This window comes from Leptolyngbya sp. FACHB-36 (assembly GCF_014695955.1).
In the GTDB taxonomy this organism is placed as follows: Bacteria; Cyanobacteriota; Cyanobacteriia; order Leptolyngbyales; family Leptolyngbyaceae; genus FACHB-36.
Genome location: NZ_JACJPG010000334.1, coordinates 1 through 20757, shown reverse-complemented (window position 1 = coordinate 20757; position 20757 = coordinate 1). Strand labels below are relative to the sequence as shown.

Sequence of the window (20757 nt, the reverse complement as noted above, 5' to 3'; positions counted from 1 at the left end):
AGAAGAATCTTAGATTACTATCCTAGGGGCTGTCGTCAGTTTAATCCCAATTGCCGCGTTTCTACTCCCCTCCGACTTGGATCGGTCCCTCAACACTGCCGCTAAAAAACTGACGCACCATCGGGTCATCGGTCGTGTCAATCTCGTGGACACTGCCTTCCCATTGCACTTTACCGTGATAGAGCAAGACTACACGATCGGCAGTGCGACGAATAGTGCTGCCTTGGTGCGTCACCATAACGTAGGAGCCGCAGCCATGCTGACCAAACTGTAACTGCCGCACCAAGTCCTCAATCACGGTCGAGGCGATCGGGTCCAGTCCCGCGGTTGGCTCATCATACAGCAGCACCTCTGGTGTGTCTTTGGGATTTTCGGGGTTTGCCATAATGGCACGGGCGAAACTAACCCGCTTGCGCATCCCGCCGGAAAGCTCGGCAGGCAAGCGCTTGCCAATACCCCCTAAGCCCACCATTTCTAACCGCTGCTGCACGAGTTCCTGAATGCGGCGGCGCGGCAGGCGCGATCGCTGGTACAACAGAAACCCCACGTTCTCGTCCACCGTCAAGGAATCAAACAGTGCCGCCTGCTGAAACACCATGCCAATCCCGATCGGATCGTCCGAGTCCTCAATTAAACCCTGACGTCGCTTGCCCTGGATGTAGACTTCGCCTGCGTCCGGAGCCAGCAATCCAGCAATGATTCGCAGGATCGTAGATTTACCCGTACCCGAGGGACCAATAACCGCTAACGCCTCGCCACGGTAGATGGTTAAATCCACCGCGTCTAGCACAACACGATCGCCAAACGCCTTGGATACCCCTTTTAGCTCAATCAGTGGTTCAGCCATTCAAAAGTGAACCAGAATACTCCTAAACAGTCTAATCCTCGAAGGGCAATACTGCCTGCCCATACAGGACAAAAATTGTGCAAATTCTTTTCTAGTCTCCTTTGAAGCTTCCATTTAGACACTTCCTATGCTGTACTGATCGATCGTCAAGACCTCCTATAGTCAAATCATTGGAAACCGGGATCTTGCGGTATTCTGCTGCTAGATATTTCAAGCTTGCTCGATGACATTACCGACCTCCCCTCACTGCGCTAACCCCCATGACTAATGGTCTCCTGAAACAAGCTATCAATGCGCTCCGCCACGAATCCCGCAGTACACATCACCGCGTCAATCAGTGGGTGAAGTGGCTGGCTCCCGGTTTGCTCGTCAAGCGCTGGCTGCTACTAAGTGCGGGTGGCGTCCTGCTAGCCACGCTGGGGTTTGCGATTTGGATGAAGCTGACGCCCGTGTTCTACATCACTCAACTGCTCTGGCAGTTTCTACAAAAAATCACGGATGCGGTTCCAAGCTACGTCAGTGGTCCGTTGGCAATGGCGTCCGGGCTACTGCTGGTGTGGTGGGGGCAGTCTCGCACGCTGGAGTCAATTACCGATGTGCTGATGCCAGAAGGAGACGACGGCTTAATCGACGTGTTGCTAGCCCATCGGCGGCTGCATCAAGGACCCCGCATTGTTGTCGTGGGAGGCGGAACGGGGCTTTCGACCTTGCTGCGGGGCTTAAAAGAGTACAGCGCCAACATTACTGCGATCGTCACGGTTGCCGACGATGGCGGATCGTCTGGACGACTGCGGCGCGAAATTGGCGTGCTGCCGCCAGGAGACATCCGCAACTGTCTAGCCGCCCTAGCCGACGAAGAAAAGCTGCTGACCGAGCTGTTTCAGTATCGCTTTCGCGCTGGAGACGGACTGGTGGGACATAGCTTCGGCAATTTGTTCCTCACCGCCATGAGCGAAGTGACTGGGGACCTAGAGCAGGCGATCGCTGCGAGTTCTAATGTGCTTGCGGTGCGCGGACAGGTGCTGCCCGCGACGCTGAGCGATGTGCGGCTGTGGGCAGAGTTGGCAGACGGACGGCGGATTGAGGGCGAGTCAAATATTACCGAGGCTGGCGGCAAGATTGTCCGTCTCGGCTGCATTCCTGCCAATCCGCCTGCCCTACCAAAAGCGCTGAAGGCAATTCAGGAGGCAGACTACATCATCATCGGTCCCGGTAGTCTCTATACCAGCATTATCCCGAACTTGCTTGTGCCAGAGATTACTGACGCGGTCGCTCAAAGTCAGGCATCCCGCATCTACGTCTGCAATATCATGACGCAACTGGGTGAAACGCAAGGCTATAGCGTCGGGGATCACATTCGGGCGATCGACTCTGCCTGCGGCAAGCGCTTGTTTGATGCCGTGCTGGTGCAAAAGAAGGTTCCCTCTGCCCGCGCTCTGATTCGCTACGCACAAGAGGACTCGAACCCTGTGCCCCTCGATCGCGACGTAATTGCGCGATTAGGACGACGAGTTGTGCTTGCTAATGTCATTGACGAAGACGAAAAAACAGGGCTGGTGCGGCACAATCCGCAGGCGTTAGCGCGGGTGCTGCTGCGGTGGTACGGTCGCGTGCAAGGGCTGTAGGAAGGGTGAAGGAGCTATGGGGAGTGAGGAGCACCGCGAAAATTTAGATGTCAACATTACTGATTCAGAATTAGTTCTTCAGCTATCGGACGCAGCCGCAACGCGGCGGTTAGGAGTGGCATTGGGACGATCGCTGCCTGCGGGAAGTGTGCTGCTGCTAGCGGGAGAGTTGGGCAGCGGTAAGACAACGCTTGTGCAGGGAATTGGAGAAGGATTGGGCATGCAGGAGTCGATCGACAGCCCCACCTTTACGCTGATTCAGGAATATCAGGGCGGACGGTTGCCGCTGTACCATTTCGATTTGTATCGGCTGACGCCCGTAGAGGCAGCAACGCTGTATCCAGAAAGCTACTGGGAAGGACTTGAGGTAGAACCCGGAATTGTTGCGATCGAGTGGGCGGAGCGGCTGCCCTACAAGCCAGAAAGCTACCTTTTGATCGGTCTAACGTACGACCAAGGGACTGGACGACACGCCGCGCTCAGGACGATCGGAAGCATGCACGTGAAATTGACGCTTTAAGAGAGTTCAAATTACTAGAAATGATCGCCAGCAGTTCTATTTTCTTACGAGTATAGAACTCGGTTAACGCTTGCAAGTTACGTAATTCTATTAATTAAACATAGGTAGACACGATAGACAAATTTACACAAAACTTTGTAATAAGAGGGCTTGTAAGAGCTGCTGAATCACAGCCATCAAACACAATAGATGTTTCTGTAGGTGTCTTCTCTACGCCTTGAGATGCTGTTCAGTTATATCCTTCGGCAGATTGAATAGCAAAAATTCGCTTGTTATTGTGGAACTGTTAACAAATGCTGTTTGGGCACGCGAACAATGAACATTATTGCTTGGATCATTCTCGGTCTGATTGCTGGTGCGATTGCCAAGGCAATCTACCCTGGCAACCAAGGCGGCGGTATCGTCTCGACCATGATTCTGGGAATTATTGGTGCCTTTATTGGTGGAACTTTGTTCTCGATTTTGCAAACTGGAAGCCTTCAATTAGCGGGCGCTAGCTTAAGCATTCCTGGAATTTTCGTGGCTGTCCTGGGTGCAATTATTGCAATCTTCCTATGGGGTTTGGTGACTCGTCGTGCGGCTTAATTGTCCCGCCCACTGGATGAATTGAAGACAACTTTTGTAAGAAACTGATTCTCAACTATCAATAGTATTTTAGGAGCCTAATCATGAATATCATTGCTTGGATTATTCTCGGTCTAATTGCCGGTGCGATCGCCAAAGCAATCTATCCTGGCAGCCAAGGCGGCGGTATTGTTGCTACGACGCTGTTGGGCATCGTTGGCGCTTTCCTTGGTGGCACTCTGTTTAGCTTCTTGAGCACTGGAAGCTTGCAACTGACGTCTGCTAGCTTAAGCATTCCTGGACTGTTCGTAGCAGTTCTGGGCGCAATCATTGCCATCTTCCTATGGGGACTGTTCACCCGCCGTGCCGCATAACTGAGGCGCGACGCCTGATTTCCCTTTCACTGTAAAAGCACCCGGAGCTTCTTTCGCTCCGGGTGCTTTTGCCATGTAAAAACGTTTGGCGGCAGGCTCTGAATCTAATCGTTTGGCAAAATCCATTGAGGCGGTGCCATTCGCTTCTTCCGCGCGGCTTCCTCCGCTAGTTTCAGCATTTCGTCTAACGAGGTTTCCTGAATAAATTTGGATGCTTGCTCTTTGTGCTCCAGATTGGGGCATTGATCACCCATCACGCAGCCGTTGACGCACGCCTCCGCACAGTTAATGGTCATGCTCGGTTTCTCCCATGCTACAAACTCGCTTCCCCTTCCAATCTTAGCTTTGTTGATCCCGGCTGTTTCGCTGAAGTGAATGAGGCAACTTGAGCAAATTCTCCTGATACCTCCTCAGTAACCCTGAGAGAAGTAGGAGAGTGTGCACTTGTCTTTTATGAGTGAGTTGTCCGTGCCTGCCGCTGCGATCGCCGATCGCTTTGCTTCAGATTCCGTTTCGTCGATCGCGCAGCCTCAGCGTTTGCAAGCTGATTTGGCTCGGACTCAGACGCTGTTTCGATCACCAGCGAACGTGCAACCGGAACCCAGTTTTACTCAGGAATTCGCGCTTCCGCGATCGGGAAGCCAGCTTTATCAGCAGCGCGTTGCTGCCCTAAGAGCCGGACGGCTATTTACCCGTCTGCCAATGGATAGCTTCCGTCAGGCATGGAGTCGTACGAGGCAGCAACCCTCCTATCGAGAGTGGCGCAGGCTGCTTGCGCTAGAGGCTAGAGCCGTTGCCAGAGGACAAGGCAGAAATCGTTTAGCCGTATTAGTGGGAGACTCCTTGAGCTTATGGTTTCCCAGCGATCGCTTGCCCACCGACCAACTCTGGCTGAATCAGGCAATGTCGGGGGATACAACGCGAGGCGTGTTGCAGCGACTACGGGACTTTGCTCACACCCGTCCCGACGCGATCTACATCATGGCAGGCGTGAATGACGTAAAGCGGGGAGCTAGCGATCGTGAGATTTTAGGTAACTTGCAACAGATGATGCAGCGGCTGCAGCGGGTCCACCCCAAAGCGCGAATTGTCGTTCAGTCAATTCTGCCGACCCGTTCTAGCGCCATTTCTAGCCAGCGCATTTGGCAGCTCAATCAACAGCTTGCCAGTATTGCCCAGCAGCAAAACGCACTTTACCTCGATTTGTTTTCCCAATTTGCGGACGAAGCTGGGCAGCTACAGCAAGCATATACAACAGACGGTGTCCATTTAAATCCACTGGGATACGAAACATGGCGATCGCGCTTAGAGCAAGCTCACATAGAAATTGCTCAGGGCAGGTAGCTAGGTGTGGGGCTAACAGCGTTTGCTTTGCGACGCTAGCGTGCGATCGTTTCACAGAACCAGACAAAAGGGACTCCCTGTTCAGTTGCTCTGACTATTTTTGGATGAATCCAGTCAACACATCGCTGTGCTGAACCCCATTGTCGCTCTAGTAGTGAGATACACTTCGTCATCAGTTTCCTTGTAGAAGATTTGATGAATGCTTGAGCTGTTATTAATAGAAGTTACGCAGTCTGATCAAAAACTCCGAGGTTTGCGTAAATTCTAATTACCTACGGAATTTGGCTCATGCCTTCATCAGAATCTGCTTCATATCCAGGAGCTGAGGGCTTTGGTTTTCGGGGAATACGCACATTGGCGTCTGGCGGAAAGCTATCATCAATGTCATTCAGAGCAATCAATGGAATATAAGTTTGCAGTAACGGATCGTGTAGATTCAAACTGTACGCGATGCGGAAATGCTCAATTGCTAAAGATCTGTTCCTCAAACCCAGGTAAACGACTCCTAAAAGCGAGTAATACTCAGCTTCTTTAGACGCTAATCGAGTGGCAACAATCAGTAAGGTTTCTGCCTGTTGCCACTCTCCCTCCTTCGCACGATCGAGGGCGCAGTTATAGCATTGAATGTCTTCTCGCATAATTTCGGGTACAGCGTAATTTTCTTGATCGCTCAATCAACAATTTCAGCGCACCTAATTACGACGTATCCTTCAATCACTAACCGCTACAGTTCCTTGAACTCGTACATGACTACGCCCGTCTCTGGATCATTCGTAACATCCACATAGCCCGTTTTCAGCATTGTCTTGAGTGACGTTTCTACCTGCTCAAAACTGGCCCCGGTTTCCATGACGCCTTGCGTTACCGAAAGTTTACCGCCACGCGTTTCAGCCGCTTTGAGCAGCTTGATGGTTAACTGGTCTGAGGTAGGCTGCACCGAAGGCGCGATCGCCCGCTTTTGAGTAATGACCTGCTCGATCGCGGGCTGACTCAGCGGGACGCCATTCAGCGAATGCCCCTCTTTAGCTGCCAGCTTTATATTGTGCTCTTCCACCATGCCGGGAATCAGCAGCAGATCGATCAGTTGACCGACGCCGAACAGCCCGAAGGTAAACATCCACAGCAATCCCGTAAAGATTTTGCCGTTGTAGAGGCGCTGTAGACCGTGCAGTTGCAGCAAGCACCCCAGCCAAAGAACATAAGCAGTGCCAACGTTGTTCATGTCTTGTCTTACGGCTTCAATTCCCTACATGATAAAGAGTTTGAACCGGAGTATGCATCATCGCGGTACCGAGTGAAGTTTTACAAAAGATGAAGCAGTGTTGCAACTTTTAATAAAGCGATCGCCGATCGTCCCAGCAGAGCTTGGTAGACTAAGTTACGTAAATGCAGCGGCAAACCTCGCCAATAGTTGGTTTTGGGGGGTCTTGCATTGCCAGCGGCGATTTTCCTCACCGAGAGACTTCGCCGATGCACGATTCCAACGATGCATACTCCTAGAAAAGAGCGATCATGGTAGATTCCCTTAAAAAGCCCAGTTTTGAAGAGATGCGACCCGGCGTCAAGGTTCCTTCCAAGGAAACGATTCTGACGCCTCGGTTCTACACTACAGACTTTGACGAAATGGCAAAGATGGACATCTCTGCCAACGAAGACGAACTGCGAGCGATTTTGGAGGAGTTCCGGGTAGACTACAACCGCCACCACTTCGTTCGCGATGCCGAATTTGAGCAGTCTTGGGATCACATTGATGGCGAAACGCGCCAACTGTTCATCGAGTTTCTAGAGCGCTCCTGCACCGCAGAATTCTCCGGCTTCTTGCTCTACAAAGAACTCAGCCGCAAGCTGAAAGACAAAAGCCCGCTGCTGGCAGAATGTTTTGCCCTAATGTCCCGCGACGAAGCGCGACACGCCGGATTCCTCAACAAGGCGATGTCCGACTTCAACCTGCAACTGGACTTAGGCTTCCTTACCAAGAGCCGCAGCTACACCTTCTTCAAGCCGAAATTCATCTTTTACGCCACCTACCTGTCCGAAAAGATTGGTTACTGGCGCTACATCACCATCTTCCGCCATCTAGAGGCGCATCCCGAAGATCGCATCTACCCCATCTTCCGGTTCTTCGAGAACTGGTGCCAGGACGAAAACCGCCACGGCGACTTTTTTGACGCCATTATGCGGGCGCAACCTCAGTTCCTCAACGACTGGAGAGCGAAACTGTGGTGCCGCTTCTTCTTGCTGTCGGTATTCGCCACGATGTACCTGAACGACATCCAGCGATCGGGCTTTTACCGCGCCCTTGGCTTGGATGCGCGCGAGTACGACATCCACGTGATCAAGAAGACCAATGAGAGCGCTGGCAAGGTCTTCCCAGTCATTTTGGACGTGAGTCAGCCGGAGTTCTACGATCGCCTAGATATCTGCATCCGCAACAACGAGAAGCTGGCGGCGATCGTTAACTCCAACACGCCGAAGCCGCTGCAACTCCTGCAAAAGCTGCCCTACTATGCTTCAAATGCGTGGCAACTCACACGGCTGTACTTCATGAAGCCGATCGACGTGACCTCCATTCAAGGCGCGGCACGGTAGCCAATCGAGTTCGCTCGTTGTTCCTTGGTCATGGCGGCTCTACACTTGTCTTAGTCGGTGTAGAGCCGCTTTTTTGGTGTGTGAGGAAATCTATTGCTGCAACGAATTCTGTTACCGCACGGTTTGTTGTGCGTCGGGTTGCTGATGGCGTCCCCAGCGTGTAGTCAGGAAAAGCCATCGTTCGGGATTGGTGATCTAGCGAGTCTTGCCCCCTTACGCTCCACTCCCGGCTCCCTCACGTCTGATTCCTCACTCCTTAGCCAAACCTCGATCGACCTTGACCCCAAGCTCATTGACTCTAGCCCACTGCTTCAGCGCTGGCTGCGTCAAGTTCCCGATGTGCTTGATGACATTCGGCGCGACCCTAGTTTTCGGACCCGCCTGCGCGTCGGTTATTCCCAGTTTCCCTCAACGGATCAGGCGGGCGGCTGGAACGTAGGCGTTGAGGATGTGTTTGTCGGACGATCGGGCATTACCTTCAGCGCCGACTATCAGGCGAGCTTTAACGGCGATCGTGAAGCGTGGGGAACGGATCTGCGCTACTACCTGCGTCCCTTGGGCAGCTACATTAACGTCGCTCCAGTGCTTGGCTACCGTCGCTTAGAGACGACCCGCTACTCCACGGACGGCGTTAATTTGGGTCTGCGACTACTGCTGGTGCCGTCGCGCACGGGAGCGGCAGATATTTCGCTGACTCAAAGCTGGGTGTCTCCGGGCGGGGATGAGGAAGTAGGGCTAACAACGCTATCGTTTGGCTATGCAGTGACACACAATCTGCGGTTGTCTACCGATATCCAGAAGCAAAACGCCCGACAGCGAAAAGACAGCCGCGTCGGAATCGCGCTGGAGTGGATGTTCTAAAGCAAATTTCTAAGCGCTCCTCAAGACCTCGGAGGTTTGCAAACCTCCGAGGTCTAAAATCTCGACTATCACTCTAAATCTGAGTGCTGACGCTGCACACTAGTATCAAAAGGCAAAACGAGACTTGCGTCATGAGGCAAAACCTCCATTTCATGAGGTAGCGCTATTTCCTCAGGTGCAGATTCAAACCATATGCTGTTCAAAATTAAGCGATCACCGACACGCTTTAACAGCATCGTAGTATTGTTAGGACAAAATAGAGCAGCATCTCCGGCTATGTGACATAGTAGCGCTGAGGTTGCTTGCAGCATAATGTGATAACCGTAATCGCGGTGCTCAAATTTATCTAGTCGAAAGCTGACGTGTAAAGTAGGGCGAAATCCACATTCTTCCTCTAGAACACGTAAACTGTAATCGTTGGTTCTCCTGAAGGAACCTACTCCTACTCCAGGATTTACTAGATAAGTTTCATCACTCCATTGGAAATCAAACTTTTCAGCCAGAAACTCTAATATTTCTGTTGGTTCAACGTCAGTCAAGAGTTCCAAGCTGTAGTCTATTGCCATTTCACTGTGTGAGATTTCTACAAAACTTTGCGCTTTAAGTAAGGCTGCAACGCTTCAGGAATTTGCACCGTGCCATTGGGCTGCTGGTAGTTTTCTAAAACCGCTGCCATCGTTCGTCCCACTGCCAAGCCAGAACCATTTAGCGTGTGAACAAACTGCGTGCCCTTCTGCCCAGACTCCTTAAAGCGGATGCTGCCGCGCCGCGCCTGAAAATCTAGAAAATTCGAGCAGCTAGAGATTTCGCGGTAGGTGCCAGCGGAGGGAAGCCACACTTCCAAGTCGTAGCACTTGGCGGCACCAAAGCCAAGGTCGCCTGTGCAAAGCTCGATCGTTCGATACGGCAGCTTCAAGGCCTGCAAAATTGCTTCGGCGTTCTGCACTAGCGCTTGATGCTCTTTCTCTGAGGTGTCTGGACGCACCAGCTTCACCAACTCGACTTTGTTGAACTGGTGCAATCGAATCAGTCCGCGAGTGTCGCGTCCGTAGCTGCCTGCCTCCCGACGAAAGCAAGGCGTGTAGGCGCAGTGGTAAATTGGCAGATCCTCGGCGGCAAGAATTTCATCGCGGTAGAGATTGGTAACTGGAACTTCTGCGGTCGGAGCCAGCCATAAATCATCGTCCTTGCACTGGAAGCTTTCTTCTGCAAACTTCGGGAGCTGTCCGGTAGCGGTGAGCGATTGCGAGTTAATTAAAAACGGCGGTAGAACTTCCAGGTAGCCAGCAGCGATCTGCATGTCTAGCATGAACTGAATCAATGCTCGCTCCAAGGCGGCTCCCGCTCCTAGCAGTGCGACAAAGCGCGTTTGGGCAATTTTCGTCGCCCGATCGGTGTTCAAAATGCCCAGCTTTTCAGCAATCTCGTAGTGGGGCAGTACCTCGTGAGCAGGCTTGTACTCGTCTCCCCAGCGGCGCACCTCAACGTTTTCGGTTTCGTCTTTGCCGATCGGCGTCGAGTCGCTGGGCAGGTTTGGCAGCGTTAGCAGCAGCGCTTCGATCTGTGCTTTCAGGTCTTTCTCCTGCGGCTCTAATTCGGCGAGTTTTGCCTTTAGCGCATTGCCTTCGTCGCGCAACACCTGCACTTCGGGATCGTCCTTGCCGCCGGATTTCATCTTCTGACCCACCAGCTTACCGATTTCGTTGCTGCGGGCTTGCAGCCGCGATCGCTGCACTTCTAACTCACGCCGCTGCTGGTCAAGCTGCACGATCGAACTGATGTCGTAGCTGCCGTTGCGTTGGTTCAGCTTTTCTTGTACGCGATCGGGGGTTTCTCGAATCTGCTTCAGGTCCAGCACGGCAGTTCTCAGGGTCTAATAAAGTGTTGCCATTCCAGAATACACTGCCTGTCTCTATCGCTCCTGACAACAAATAAGGAAACAATGCCGCTCTGAATAACAAAGTTTGATGTTAACGCTAGGTTGTGTTGACATTTCAGCGAAGTTCAATCAGCAAGGCAGCCAGATAAACAAAGCTAAGAAAATTCTTCGCTTTCTTCTCAAAGCGAGAAAAGACGCGGCGAAAGTGCTTGATCTTATTGAACCAACATTCGATTAAATGCCGCTCCTTGTACACGTGAGCATCCAGTTCACGGGGTTGCTTGCGATTTGAGCGCGATGGAATCACGGCAATTGCCCCACGTTGCTCGATTGCGGCAACCATCCCATTGGAATCGTAGCCTTTGTCGGCAATCACGTGCGTCCCGTGCCAGTCTTTGAGCAAGGTTAGGGCTTGGGTGATGTCGTTGACCTCGCCCCCCGTGAGCACAAACGATAACGGTGTTCCGACTCCATCCACCAGCGCGTGGAGTTTGCGGCTAAAGCCCCCTCGGCTCCGCCCTAGCGCTTGGCTTTGCTGCCCCCTTTTGCTCCAGCAGCACAAGCATGGGCGCGGAAAATCGTGCTATCCATCAGCAGATTCTCCAAGTCTGGCTCCCGGAGCAAACGTTCATAGAGCTGTTGCCAAATGCCACGACGACTCCAACGGTCGAAGCGCTTGAACACGCTGTTCCAGCGACCGTAGCTGGATGGCAGCATTCGCCATTGTGCACCCGTTCGGTCCATCCACAGCACCGCTTCGATAAAGCGGCGACACTGCGCTTCATTGCCGATATACTAGTGCAGTCATTTAAGACCATGAAGTTCGCACTCAAGGCTTAGCCAGCTATATTTGTCAAGCCAAAGAAGGACGAAGAATGAGGCGCAGACATAGCGGTTTCTGAGTAGGTTTGTATGCGTAGGTCTGGTCAGGAGGCATGGACTTAGCCACCGATTGGGTAGAGTCTTGAATGCAGCTTAGTGGCAATAAGCGATTCGTTTTTTAATTGCAACCGCCACGATCGCACTGTTGATCATGGCAGTTGGCGTAGGTGCAATTCTATCTATACGCGAAAATCACACAGACCATGAATCCTACAAATGAGGGCCATTGTCGCCATTTGAAGCGGTTCGCAGTAACTCGACAACCCGTGGCAGCTCATACTCCTCATTGCCCGTTAAGATCCAAAGCTGGTTAACAAGAAGACGGATGAAGAGATAGTCGATATCCTCATCATCGATCGTCCCATCCCAAACTCTGTCGCTCTGACAGAACCGATTACGGTCAGCGGGGCAGGGCAAACGCATCTAAAGCAGCGTCGCAGAACAAATGCAGCAGGGGGCAATCGCGCCATAGAAAAGCCGCGTCGCACCGGTGCGATCGCGCTTACTTGCGTCACGTTTGAGTGGGGTTCCATAAGCAGATGAGTCAACGGATAGATTGTGTATTTGATGGTACTCATGGAGCGATCCGTACATACCTGAAGCAATGCGGAAGCGGTCTGCCGATCCACAGCAGTTGGCGTAATATACGGAAAGATTCTACCGATCCAGTAAGTTTGGGATGATCTGCGGAAGCGGTCTGCTGATCCACCAATGCTGGGTTAGATAGGCGGAAAGATTCCGTCTAATAACAAGTTGTGTTGTTGCGCGTAGCGTGACGGAAGTGCGAGGACAAATTGGCTACAACGATATCTATGAACGAGCAATGGTGGTCAACACTTAACAAGTTCTCTTTTGGCGATACGTCGCAGGTGGCTGACGAATTGGCATTTTTAGTCGTTAAAGGGGTAAAAAGGGGTACGTCTTGGTTACAGAGTGAAGGACAGCAAACACAGGTAGGGCAAAAGCACGTGGTGTTAGACGGTAAAGGTTCGCCTGTTGCCGTAATCGAGACTGTAGAACTTCGGTTACTCAGGTATGATGAGGTTGATGAAGAGTTTGCTTACGATAGTGGCGAAGACGATAGAACTCTTTCTTCTTGGAGGGTGGGTTACCGCAACTACTACGAACGACAAGGCAAATTCGCACCAGATATGCTGATGTATTGTGAACGATTTAAGCTGATTGAAATCATTAAGTCTGTAGAGCCGCTAACCTAAGCGGACAAGGCATGGTCATAAAGTTGCGAGTGCACCTGCAAAGCGTCAATGACAACAACACAACAAGGCGCTGCACCCGACCGCATACAGCCTCTGCTCGTTCCTCGCTTCACTCCAGGCTTCCGGCGGCGGGTGAGCCTGGTCGTTAGACAGCAACACTTTCAATCATAATGCTGCTCTGGACTCAGAAATTGCTAACGTTCTTTTCTTGAAGTCGTATCGACAATGATATTTGATAGGAGGATTTAGAATATGGAATATGTTGAGAATATACAGTTAACCACTAAAGTCCTAGCAGAAGAAACTCTCATTTCCCCAGGGTTCTATACAACCAGCATTAGAAAATTTTCTAATATTGATACCTCAAGCTTTCAAGAAGCCTTTAATACTGCGATCGCTAATTTGAAGAGCGATTACACTAAAAACGACTATATACGTGACGAAAGATTTTTTAACCAGTCCTGGGATCACATTAAAGGTGAAGCGCGAGAACTCATAGTCAAACTTCTAGAAATGTACTGCGCTGCTGAGTACTCAGGATTCATCCTGTACAAGGAATTGTCACATCAACTTAAGGAAGAAAACAGCATCCTTTCAGGTGGATTCTCCCTGATGTCTCGTGATGAAGCCCGTCATGCGAGTTCTCTGAATAAAGCTCTCTTGGATTTTCATATCAAACCTGGATTAGGTTTTCTAAAGAAAGAAGATAGAAAATATATTTTTCTACCTTTTTCATGGTTTCTCTACTCTACCTATCTGTCTGAAAGAATTTCTAGCTGTTATTACATAACTATTTTTGAGCATTTAGAGTCTCATCCTGAATACTCTATCTATCCTCTTTTTAGCTTTTACAAGTCATGGAGTGAGGATGAGAATCGACATGGAGATTTTTTTGGTGCGATTATTAAATCACAATCACAGTTTTCTAGTGGGCTAAGGGCAAGACTAGTCTGTAAGTTCTTTTTGCTGTTGATTTTCAGTATGACATACCTCAAGTATCAAAGTAACGATAAGCTTCTTGCATTGCTTGGGCTAGACGCTCGTAAATATTATATCTCTACAATTAAAAAGGTTAACAACTCTATCAGAAAAGATTTGCCCCTAGTTCTTGATGTCGAAGAATCACGTTTTTTCGAGAAATTAGACATTTGTTTACTGCATATTTCAGAGAATGAAAGAATTAATATTTCAAATCAGCATATTCTCTTAAAATCAATCAGGAAAATTCCGCATTATCTCAGTATTTTATTAGTTATGTTACGTCTGTTTATGCTGAAATCAATTAGTACACGGGAGAAGAGATGATCCAAATTTTGAAACATCAGTAATTTAGTTTGAAGTAGTCATTGCTGCAATTTTTTAGGAGTGTTTAATAGAGCGAGTAATAGAAAGGGTAATCACCATTTAATTTGCTCTATACAGTTCGCTCCAAACGAACCGTTAGCTAAATATTTTAGATGCGATCGCCCTGGGTGGCTCCCTGTTCCATTGCGATCGTCTCCAATTCTCTCCAGCCTGCACAGAATTTGCTGCTGTTCTGAATCAGGAATGTGCAGCAGGGACAGGTAAGCGCTTTCCAGTCCTCAAAGCCGATGTATCCCTCAGACTTTGGGCAGTTTCCCAGTCAAGCTGGCCCTCACAGTTGGGGCAGGGGCAACCTACTCCGCAGCATCGGAGGCGATCGCTTACTCAGGGCAATCCGAAAAAATACGGAAGTTTTCTCATTAACGTTAAGTTATCAAGGATGTTTAATTGTAGTTAACATCCGTTAAGCACAGTAATGCCACGATTTACTGCTCACAACACAAGTAAGCCAGCCTCTACTCAGGATTTGTTTAAGCAGTACATTAACTCTGGTACTGAACTTTCATGGGGTGGCATACGGCTATGTAGAAGTGTTTACCAAGCACCATCCGATCGAGTCAGTAATCCTCGTGTACCTGAGCACCGGATCTCTCTTCATATTGCCGGAGACGATTATTTAGAACGACGACTCGATCGTGGAAAATTGTTGTGTACTCCAACAAGCCCGGGGATGTTTAACTTCGTCCCTGCGCATCGGGAGGTCGAGAGCTTATGGTTGAACCAGGTTGAATTATTGTCAATCTATTTGCCTCCTACTTTATTAGAACAGACAGCGATTGAAAGTTGCGATCGCTTACCTAAAGAGATTGAACTGATTGATCGCTTTGCGATTCGCGATCTGTTTCTGGAACAACTCGTGCATCAGTTAAGAACTGAACTAGAGTATGGTAACTCAAGCGATCGCCTTTACATTGAGTCGATTCAAACTGTTTTAGCAGGGCATCTTCTTCGTCATCACTGCTCAGCTAAAGTTGTAACGGCCTCCATGTCGGGAGGATTATCTAAATCAAAATTACATCAAGTGATTGATTATATTGAAAACAACTTGAACCACGACATCAATTTGACAGAGCTAGCTAGAGTTGCTCAGGTGAGTCCCTATCACTTCGGCAAACTCTTCAAGCAAACGATGGGATCTACCCCTCATCAGTATGTATTGAAGCGCCGGACTGAGCAGGCAAAAATATTACTAGCAGATGCAAAGCTATCACTGGCTGAGATTAGTCAAGTCTTGGGCTTCTGTGACCAGAGCCATTTCACCAATGTTTTCCGCCGCTATATGCAACTCACACCCCGACAATACCGCCACAAACTATGAGAGTAGATAAGAGGCAGGCTCAACTTCGCTAGATTTTGCAATTGATGAGGGGAATTTGCAAGATTGGAGCAGCCTCGCTAACTTACCTTTCTTTCTGTAACCTTCAATTACAGAAAAGATGTGTACGCTCAAAAGACGCAAACTGCTTAAATTGCTTGGACTGAGTACTGGAGCAGCGCTTCTACCTACTGCCAGTCGTGCTGCCTCTACCGCCAATTTCTCAAGGGCGATTCCCATTGCTCAAGGAGCAGCACCGCCAGCAGAAGATCCGTTTGCAGCCTATATGAGGCAAGCAGAAGCTGCGATCGCAAAACCATTTAAGGGCATTACGACAGACGGAAAGCTTTTGTCAGATCTTTACTCAATCCAATCTACAGAAATCTCAACTGAACCTGTGAGACGTGCCGCAGATGCGTTCATTGCCAGAGAAGGCAATTCTTGCACCAGAAATTCCCAGAGACGTTTTTACGTCAGCATTTAGAGATAACTTTGAGTTACGGTATGAAGGCATCTCCTTCCCAGAGTTGAGCATGGGTCAGCAAGAACTCTTGATCAATCTCATCCATGAGTATGTCGGCAACGTTCGTCAGGGTCATGCAGAAGTCAAGATGGAAGAAGTTCGACAACATTTAGACCAGACTCACTTCGCGTGGATGGGGGGATTTGACGATCGATCTGTCTTCTACTATCGAATTCACAGCCCTGTCGTGTTGATTGAATTTGATCATCAAAGAGGACAGGCTTTAGAATCAGACGGTCCATCTCGTAATCATATTCACACCGTTATCCGTACCCCTAACGGCAATGATTATGGCAGAGATCTACTGCGTCAGCATTACGAGCAGTCTGCTCACTCCCACGCACATTTTCACTGACCTATAAGCAAGACAGTGCAGCCTAAATCTGCTGTAACAGCGATCGCCGCATAACATTGCGCTGAACCGGAACGGGGCGTAGATTATCTGCTGTCTTGAAAAGCTAGTACCGTCCGGTTAGCTTAGATGTTATGCTGCGGCGTGCGGCTTGACGGCAGCGCAACATTTGAATAGGACGAATAGATAGGAGCACGAACTATGAAAATATCCGACGAGGATTTAGCTTTCGTGTTTCTGGCAGACAGACAAGATGCCATCCCAACGGTAGCGCAGTGGTATTACGAAGAGTGGGGCAAGGTGCCCGGCAACTCGGTTGAGAAAACGATTGAAAGAATAAGAGGCAAACTCAACCGTCATAAACCTCCTTTTCACATTCTGGCGGTTTCAGAAGATAGGGTGCTGGGCGTTGCTCAGTTCAAATTGCGCGAGATGAGCATTTATCCTGAAAAAGAGTTTTGGCTGGGGAGCCTCTTTGTTGCTCCTGAGTTCAGAGGTTATGGTGTAGGGTCAGCCTTGGCCAAGAAGATTGCTGCAATCGCCAACGATTTTGGAGTCAAGGAGCTTTACTTGCAAACCGAATCTTTGGACGGAGGCTTGTATAAACGTCTTAGCTGGAATGTCATCGAGACGACCGAATATAACAACGTGCGAGTGGCCGTCATGGTGAGGCAATTGAGCGAGTAATCAACCAAGTTGGAACTCTCCAACCGCAGCACAACAAGGCGCTGCACCCGACCGCCTACAGCTTCGCTCGTTCCTCGCTCCGCTTCCGGCGGCGGGTGATTGGGATCGTTAGGCAGCTTGAGTTTTCAATGGGTAGTTTTGGTAGATCATTTGTTGATTTTCAAAGATAATTTTCTTGAGGCAAGCTGGTCAGAGCAACAATTCAATTCTGCTGTTGACTAGCACAAGACCTTGAGATAAGTGTTCAAGCATTCCAGAAGGCGAAAGTTATGATTGACCATACTGGCATTAACGTTAGCAATTTTGAGAAAAGCAAAGATTTTTACGCCAATGCCTTAGCTCCACTTGGTTATCAATTGCTAAGCGAGTCTGATGCTTCTGTCACTGGCTCCACCTCCGTCGCAGGTTTTGGAGTAGGCGGAAATCCAGATTTCTGGATTGTACAGGGAGAGGTTCACACACCCAGAATTCATGTTGCTTTCCGGGTTGAAACTCGTCAGAGGGTTCAGGCATTCTATGAAGCAGCATTGGAGGGAGATGGTCGAGACAATGGTGCTCCAGGTCTACGAACTCACTATCATCCCAATTACTATGGTGCCTACGTTTTAGATCCGGACGGATATAACATTGAGGCAGTATGTCATGCTCCTGCCTAACCGCAGCCTAACAAGTCGATGAGGCGGACGGTTGAGATATCCTGGTGGTGCTGCAAAGATTACTTGCCGCCACTTATCTTGGTCGTTATACTGCACGACAAAGGTTAACGCTGTTGGCATTTGATACAAAGCTGGTTGTCTCCGGATTGGATAAAGTAGAGTCTCACGTCGATGTTTAGAGGATTCCACCATGATGAGAGGATCATGCCTATGTGGTGCTGTTAGCTTTGAGGTTGAAGGTACACTGGATTATCCGCCTGAAGCTTGTCACTGCTCGCAATGTAGAAAGCAAACAAGTCACGTTTTTGTAGGTGTAAATGTGCGACGCAAGGCTCTAGTGGTTCATGGCGGCGACAGAGTCACTTGGTATCCCTCATCGGAGAAGGTTCGGCGAGGGTTTTGTTCGGTGTGCGGGTCGGCGCTGTTTTGGAATCCGAGCATAGAGGGGTATGAATTCATTAGCATTGCGATGGGGGCGTTCGAGCCGCCAACCGGTGTTCGATTAGGGAAGCACACCTTTGTGGGTGATAAAGGAGACTACTATGAAATCGATGATGGCTTGCCGCAAAGCCAGAGTTATTGAATCCGTCGAGCACCGTTGACCGATAGCGGACTATTAAGGGGACGGGTGCCGTATAACAATTCCAATGCACACCGACCGTATAGGGCAGTTGGTCGAGTTTGAGAAGTTACTAGCGGCGGGTGAACGGGAGCGTTATGCGTCTTTAAGGTAAGCCCTATCAATAGAGGATGAACGGAAATGAGTGAAATGAATGCGGTAGAGACTCAGGTTCGCGCGGTTCTCGAAGACTGGACTAATGCGACGCAGCAGAACCGTAAAGACGAAATTCTCAAGAATCATGTCCCTGATCTTGTAATCTTTGACGTTCTACCGCCGATGAAATATGAAAGCGCTGAGTCTTATCGTCGAAGCTGGGATGACTGGCAGCCTGAAACCCAGAGCGAAGGGCAATTTGATCTGGAGAATCTATCCATAACAGCCAGTACCGATCTTGATTTTGCACATTGCTTTATTCGTTGCGGTGGCACAATGCCAGATGGACTCACGTTTCAGGATTTGGTGCGAGCTACTTTCTGTTTTAAGAAGATAGACGGAACGTAGAAGATTCTACATCAGCACATATCTAAGCCAATTCAGAAATCCGGTGGCTAACAGCACAAAATCCACGCACAACAACCGTGTTGGAGCGGATTGAAGAAAGCTCTTGGCGTGATTTCAGAAGCTAATAGCAGCCGCTCAACACGAACGTTAACTTTCAAGTCCTTGGTTAGGGCTGTACATAAAGGCTCTCTATCAGCCTGCTTACTAAAGTATTGCAAAATTCTCGATAAGAGTTTTTGAGTAAAGTTATCTAATCAAGCTGCTAAGTATACGAAATACAGATTGTATCTCATGAAGATAAGGTTGCTATTAGTCATGAGTGTAGCGTCAGTTACTGTTATTAGTGTGCTGCTAGAAACTGAACTGGAGATACATCAATGGTGGAATATTGCAGTGTTACCTATGCTTGGGTAGGCAGAGGGTGGACTCAGGAGATTAGCTGGCTTCGTATACAAGATAAGAAAGTTCTTGAGTGGGAGGGACAATATTGGACTACTTTTCTCAATCATATGGCACAACAGCAATGGGAGCTTGTTGCAGTAGCTCCGTTAGGCGGCGGAGACGGCGGAACTTCTGAAGTTGTTGCCTATTTCAAGCGCTTCATCCAACAGCGCCCTTCTAACATGTAGCTAAAATTAACGCTATCTCCGGTTGCTTACAGGCTAACAAGCGTGTTGGAACGGATTGTAGAAAGATGCTGGCTTCGTTTCAAAAGTCATAACAACCGCTCAACACGATCGTTAAACCTTGACGCTCAATTTCAGACTTGATGCGTTTGTCCTGGTCAGCGGGGTAGCTCCAACCCCTGCTTGCAAACTCCCTACGGAGCATGCCTCTAAGGACTTCCATACATGACTAACGCCTCCTCAATTACAGAGAAAAGGATATTCTCGCCTTCAAACACGGGCTTGATCAAATTACTGAACGGGTAAGAAGTGAGTGGTTAAGACGATCGCCCCTTCAGCGAGATGATCGTGGGGGCAGACCCGCAACGCCGCTGCGGAATTAGCGCGTGCCCGTAGCTTTGGTTTCAGCAGGACCACCAACATCAGGCGGATCATAGGCTTTCGTCGTGGGTGCTTCCAGCCTGCCCATACCACAGTGGGCTAGGGCGAGGTCTGTAAAGCAACCAAGGGAAAGGGCGCTGAGAGTGAGCGCTGCAAAGATTCGTCGTGACATGATGTTGTTGCCCAAGTAAATTGGGTGCGATCGACTGCTGGTCCTAGGAAAACGGGCAGCCGATCGTTTTGTTAGGCAAAAGGGGGGACACTTGCGAGACAGACGTTTTATTGCAACTCAGCGGGGCGGCTCTTTAAGCAGCACCGAACATCGCGACTTGATCTCCTGGGCAGCTGATTGTGCTGAGCGTGCATTGCCACTCTTCAACGAGCACAGTTTGGACGACCGTCCCTATGATGCCATTGAGAGAGCAAGAGCTTGGGCAAAGGGGCAACTCTCTATTGGAGATGCGCGAGAGGCCGCATTTGCGGCACATGATGCTGCTCGAAGCGTGAGGAATAAATCTACTGCTGCTGCTGCACGCGCCACCGGTCATGCCGTTGCGACAGCTCACATGGCCGACCACTGTCTACAGGCAGCAGCCTATGCGCTGAAGGCTTTTCAAGAAGCTGGCGTATCCATCGAAGCTGAGCGAGCCTGGCAACTTGAGCGGCTGCCCGACAATGTTCGAGAACTGGTCCTGTCCGCACTGGGCTTGCCTGCCTAACATATTCCCTGAGCTTCACTAAGTCAAGTCAGACTGTGAAAATGCACTTTTGCCGTTACTGTTAGACTAATTGCGAACACAGCGGTCTATCGATTCCCATTCTGATTGCTTCAGTATTCCTAGAATCGAAAACCTAAATCGTATTTTGCTTGGTTATCACAATTCACAAGATGACAGATATCGCGTTCATACTTGTGAGATGATTTGTTGTGCTAACGGTGAACCTTTCTGCTGCAATGCCAGCAGATACTTGACTTCATCGTACGGAACCCGGTCTTGCCAGCAACGAAACAGAATGCGAATCCACT

General features: G+C 49.6%; 24 protein-coding genes and 1 pseudogene. 17 read left to right on the top strand and 8 right to left on the bottom strand.

The features are described 5' to 3' along the window. Nucleotides 1–61: 61 nt before the first annotated feature. Nucleotides 62–847 carry an ABC transporter ATP-binding protein gene (locus H6F43_RS09500; RefSeq protein WP_190342544.1) on the bottom strand — a complete coding sequence of 262 codons (786 nt, stop codon included), beginning with the start codon at nucleotides 845–847 and terminating at the stop codon, nucleotides 62–64. 260 nt (nucleotides 848–1107) lie between these two features. Here H6F43_RS09500 and H6F43_RS09495 point away from each other — a divergent pair, with 260 nt between their 5' ends. From H6F43_RS09495 to H6F43_RS09480, 4 genes are all read left to right on the top strand, one after another. Next, nucleotides 1108–2472 (top strand): gluconeogenesis factor YvcK family protein, encoded by a 1365-nt coding sequence (locus tag H6F43_RS09495; protein WP_190342543.1) that lies wholly within the window; start codon nucleotides 1108–1110, stop codon nucleotides 2470–2472. A gap of 16 nt (nucleotides 2473–2488) precedes the next feature. Next, entirely contained in the window at nucleotides 2489–2992 is a 504-nt protein-coding gene (gene tsaE / locus H6F43_RS09490) for a tRNA (adenosine(37)-N6)-threonylcarbamoyltransferase complex ATPase subunit type 1 TsaE (RefSeq protein WP_190342542.1), read from the top strand. 315 nt (nucleotides 2993–3307) lie between these two features. Then, nucleotides 3308–3577 (top strand): GlsB/YeaQ/YmgE family stress response membrane protein, encoded by a 270-nt coding sequence (locus H6F43_RS09485; RefSeq protein ID WP_190342541.1) that lies wholly within the window; start codon nucleotides 3308–3310, stop codon nucleotides 3575–3577. A gap of 83 nt (nucleotides 3578–3660) precedes the next feature. Then, nucleotides 3661–3930, top strand: coding sequence for a GlsB/YeaQ/YmgE family stress response membrane protein (locus H6F43_RS09480; RefSeq protein WP_190342540.1), 270 nt, complete (start codon nucleotides 3661–3663; stop codon nucleotides 3928–3930). A 104-nt stretch (nucleotides 3931–4034) separates the two neighbouring features. Here the strand turns inward: H6F43_RS09480 and H6F43_RS09475 are convergent, their stop codons facing one another. Further along, on the bottom strand, nucleotides 4035–4226 hold the full coding sequence (locus H6F43_RS09475; protein WP_190342539.1) for a hypothetical protein: 192 nt from the start codon (nucleotides 4224–4226) through the stop codon (nucleotides 4035–4037). Between the two features lie 157 nt (nucleotides 4227–4383). On the opposite strand from H6F43_RS09475, the gene H6F43_RS09470 reads away from it, so the two are divergent. Continuing rightward, nucleotides 4384–5274, top strand: a complete 891-nt coding sequence (locus tag H6F43_RS09470; RefSeq protein WP_190342538.1) for a GDSL-type esterase/lipase family protein — start codon at nucleotides 4384–4386, stop codon at nucleotides 5272–5274. Between the two features lie 272 nt (nucleotides 5275–5546). Here the strand turns inward: H6F43_RS09470 and H6F43_RS09465 are convergent, their stop codons facing one another. Then, nucleotides 5547–5948, bottom strand: a complete 402-nt coding sequence (locus H6F43_RS09465; RefSeq protein WP_199290240.1) for a hypothetical protein — start codon at nucleotides 5946–5948, stop codon at nucleotides 5547–5549. 50 nt (nucleotides 5949–5998) lie between these two features. After that, a complete protein-coding gene (locus H6F43_RS09460) occupies nucleotides 5999–6496 on the bottom strand; it encodes an NINE protein (RefSeq protein WP_190342537.1) in 498 nt (165 codons plus the stop codon). Between the two features lie 290 nt (nucleotides 6497–6786). Here H6F43_RS09460 and acsF (H6F43_RS09455) point away from each other — a divergent pair, with 290 nt between their 5' ends. Both acsF (H6F43_RS09455) and H6F43_RS09450 read left to right on the top strand, forming a co-directional pair. After that, nucleotides 6787–7863 (top strand): magnesium-protoporphyrin IX monomethyl ester (oxidative) cyclase, encoded by a 1077-nt coding sequence (gene acsF, locus H6F43_RS09455; RefSeq protein WP_190342536.1) that lies wholly within the window; start codon nucleotides 6787–6789, stop codon nucleotides 7861–7863. Nucleotides 7864–7956: 93 nt separating this feature from the next. After that, the gene (locus H6F43_RS09450) at nucleotides 7957–8724 is read left to right on the top strand and encodes a hypothetical protein (protein WP_190342535.1); all 768 of its coding nucleotides are present in this window, start codon (nucleotides 7957–7959) and stop codon (nucleotides 8722–8724) included. Between the two features lie 68 nt (nucleotides 8725–8792). On the opposite strand, the gene H6F43_RS09445 is transcribed toward H6F43_RS09450, so the two are convergent. The 3 genes and pseudogenes from H6F43_RS09445 to H6F43_RS09435 all read right to left on the bottom strand — a co-directional run. Next, nucleotides 8793–9290, bottom strand: coding sequence for a SitI3 family protein (locus H6F43_RS09445; protein ID WP_277879918.1), 498 nt, complete (start codon nucleotides 9288–9290; stop codon nucleotides 8793–8795). Between the two features lie 17 nt (nucleotides 9291–9307). Beyond that, nucleotides 9308–10582: a serine--tRNA ligase gene (gene serS, locus H6F43_RS09440; RefSeq protein ID WP_190342533.1), complete on the bottom strand. Its 1275-nt coding sequence runs from the start codon at nucleotides 10580–10582 to the stop codon at nucleotides 9308–9310. 136 nt (nucleotides 10583–10718) lie between these two features. Then, nucleotides 10719–11425 (bottom strand): annotated as a pseudogene (locus tag H6F43_RS09435) (IS5 family transposase); the annotation flags it as partial. An 872-nt stretch (nucleotides 11426–12297) separates the two neighbouring features. Between H6F43_RS09435 and H6F43_RS09430 the strand changes: the two are divergent. The 9 genes from H6F43_RS09430 to H6F43_RS09390 all read left to right on the top strand — a co-directional run bounded on the left by H6F43_RS09430 (nucleotide 12298) and on the right by H6F43_RS09390 (nucleotide 18723). Then, a complete protein-coding gene (locus H6F43_RS09430) occupies nucleotides 12298–12702 on the top strand; it encodes an ASCH domain-containing protein (protein WP_190342532.1) in 405 nt (134 codons plus the stop codon). A 252-nt stretch (nucleotides 12703–12954) separates the two neighbouring features. Next, a complete protein-coding gene (acsF, locus tag H6F43_RS09425; RefSeq protein ID WP_190342531.1) occupies nucleotides 12955–14007 on the top strand; it encodes a magnesium-protoporphyrin IX monomethyl ester (oxidative) cyclase in 1053 nt (350 codons plus the stop codon). Between the two features lie 775 nt (nucleotides 14008–14782). Next, complete coding sequence (locus tag H6F43_RS09420) at nucleotides 14783–15385, top strand: AraC family transcriptional regulator (protein ID WP_206754550.1); 603 nt, start codon at nucleotides 14783–14785, stop codon at nucleotides 15383–15385. Nucleotides 15386–15503: 118 nt separating this feature from the next. Beyond that, nucleotides 15504–15866 (top strand): hypothetical protein, encoded by a 363-nt coding sequence (locus tag H6F43_RS09415; protein WP_190342553.1) that lies wholly within the window; start codon nucleotides 15504–15506, stop codon nucleotides 15864–15866. Beyond that, nucleotides 15796–16260 carry a DUF3500 domain-containing protein gene (locus tag H6F43_RS09410; RefSeq protein WP_190342551.1) on the top strand — a complete coding sequence of 155 codons (465 nt, stop codon included), beginning with the start codon at nucleotides 15796–15798 and terminating at the stop codon, nucleotides 16258–16260. The genes H6F43_RS09415 and H6F43_RS09410 overlap by 71 nt, the downstream gene beginning before the upstream one ends. A 198-nt stretch (nucleotides 16261–16458) precedes the next feature. Further along, nucleotides 16459–16944 carry a GNAT family N-acetyltransferase gene (locus H6F43_RS09405; RefSeq protein WP_190342529.1) on the top strand — a complete coding sequence of 162 codons (486 nt, stop codon included), beginning with the start codon at nucleotides 16459–16461 and terminating at the stop codon, nucleotides 16942–16944. 269 nt (nucleotides 16945–17213) lie between these two features. After that, nucleotides 17214–17600, top strand: coding sequence for a VOC family protein (locus tag H6F43_RS09400; RefSeq protein WP_190342528.1), 387 nt, complete (start codon nucleotides 17214–17216; stop codon nucleotides 17598–17600). A 190-nt stretch (nucleotides 17601–17790) separates the two neighbouring features. Further along, nucleotides 17791–18183: a GFA family protein gene (locus tag H6F43_RS23050; protein WP_190342527.1), complete on the top strand. Its 393-nt coding sequence runs from the start codon at nucleotides 17791–17793 to the stop codon at nucleotides 18181–18183. A 177-nt stretch (nucleotides 18184–18360) separates the two neighbouring features. After that, on the top strand, nucleotides 18361–18723 hold the full coding sequence (locus H6F43_RS09390) for a nuclear transport factor 2 family protein (protein ID WP_190342526.1): 363 nt from the start codon (nucleotides 18361–18363) through the stop codon (nucleotides 18721–18723). A gap of 1005 nt (nucleotides 18724–19728) precedes the next feature. Here the strand turns inward: H6F43_RS09390 and H6F43_RS09385 are convergent. Further along, a complete protein-coding gene (locus tag H6F43_RS09385; protein WP_190342525.1) occupies nucleotides 19729–19902 on the bottom strand; it encodes a hypothetical protein in 174 nt (57 codons plus the stop codon). A 91-nt stretch (nucleotides 19903–19993) separates the two neighbouring features. Between H6F43_RS09385 and H6F43_RS09380 the strand changes: the two genes are divergently transcribed. Then, entirely contained in the window at nucleotides 19994–20449 is a 456-nt protein-coding gene (locus tag H6F43_RS09380; protein ID WP_190342524.1) for a putative immunity protein, read from the top strand. Nucleotides 20450–20757 lie beyond the last annotated feature (308 nt).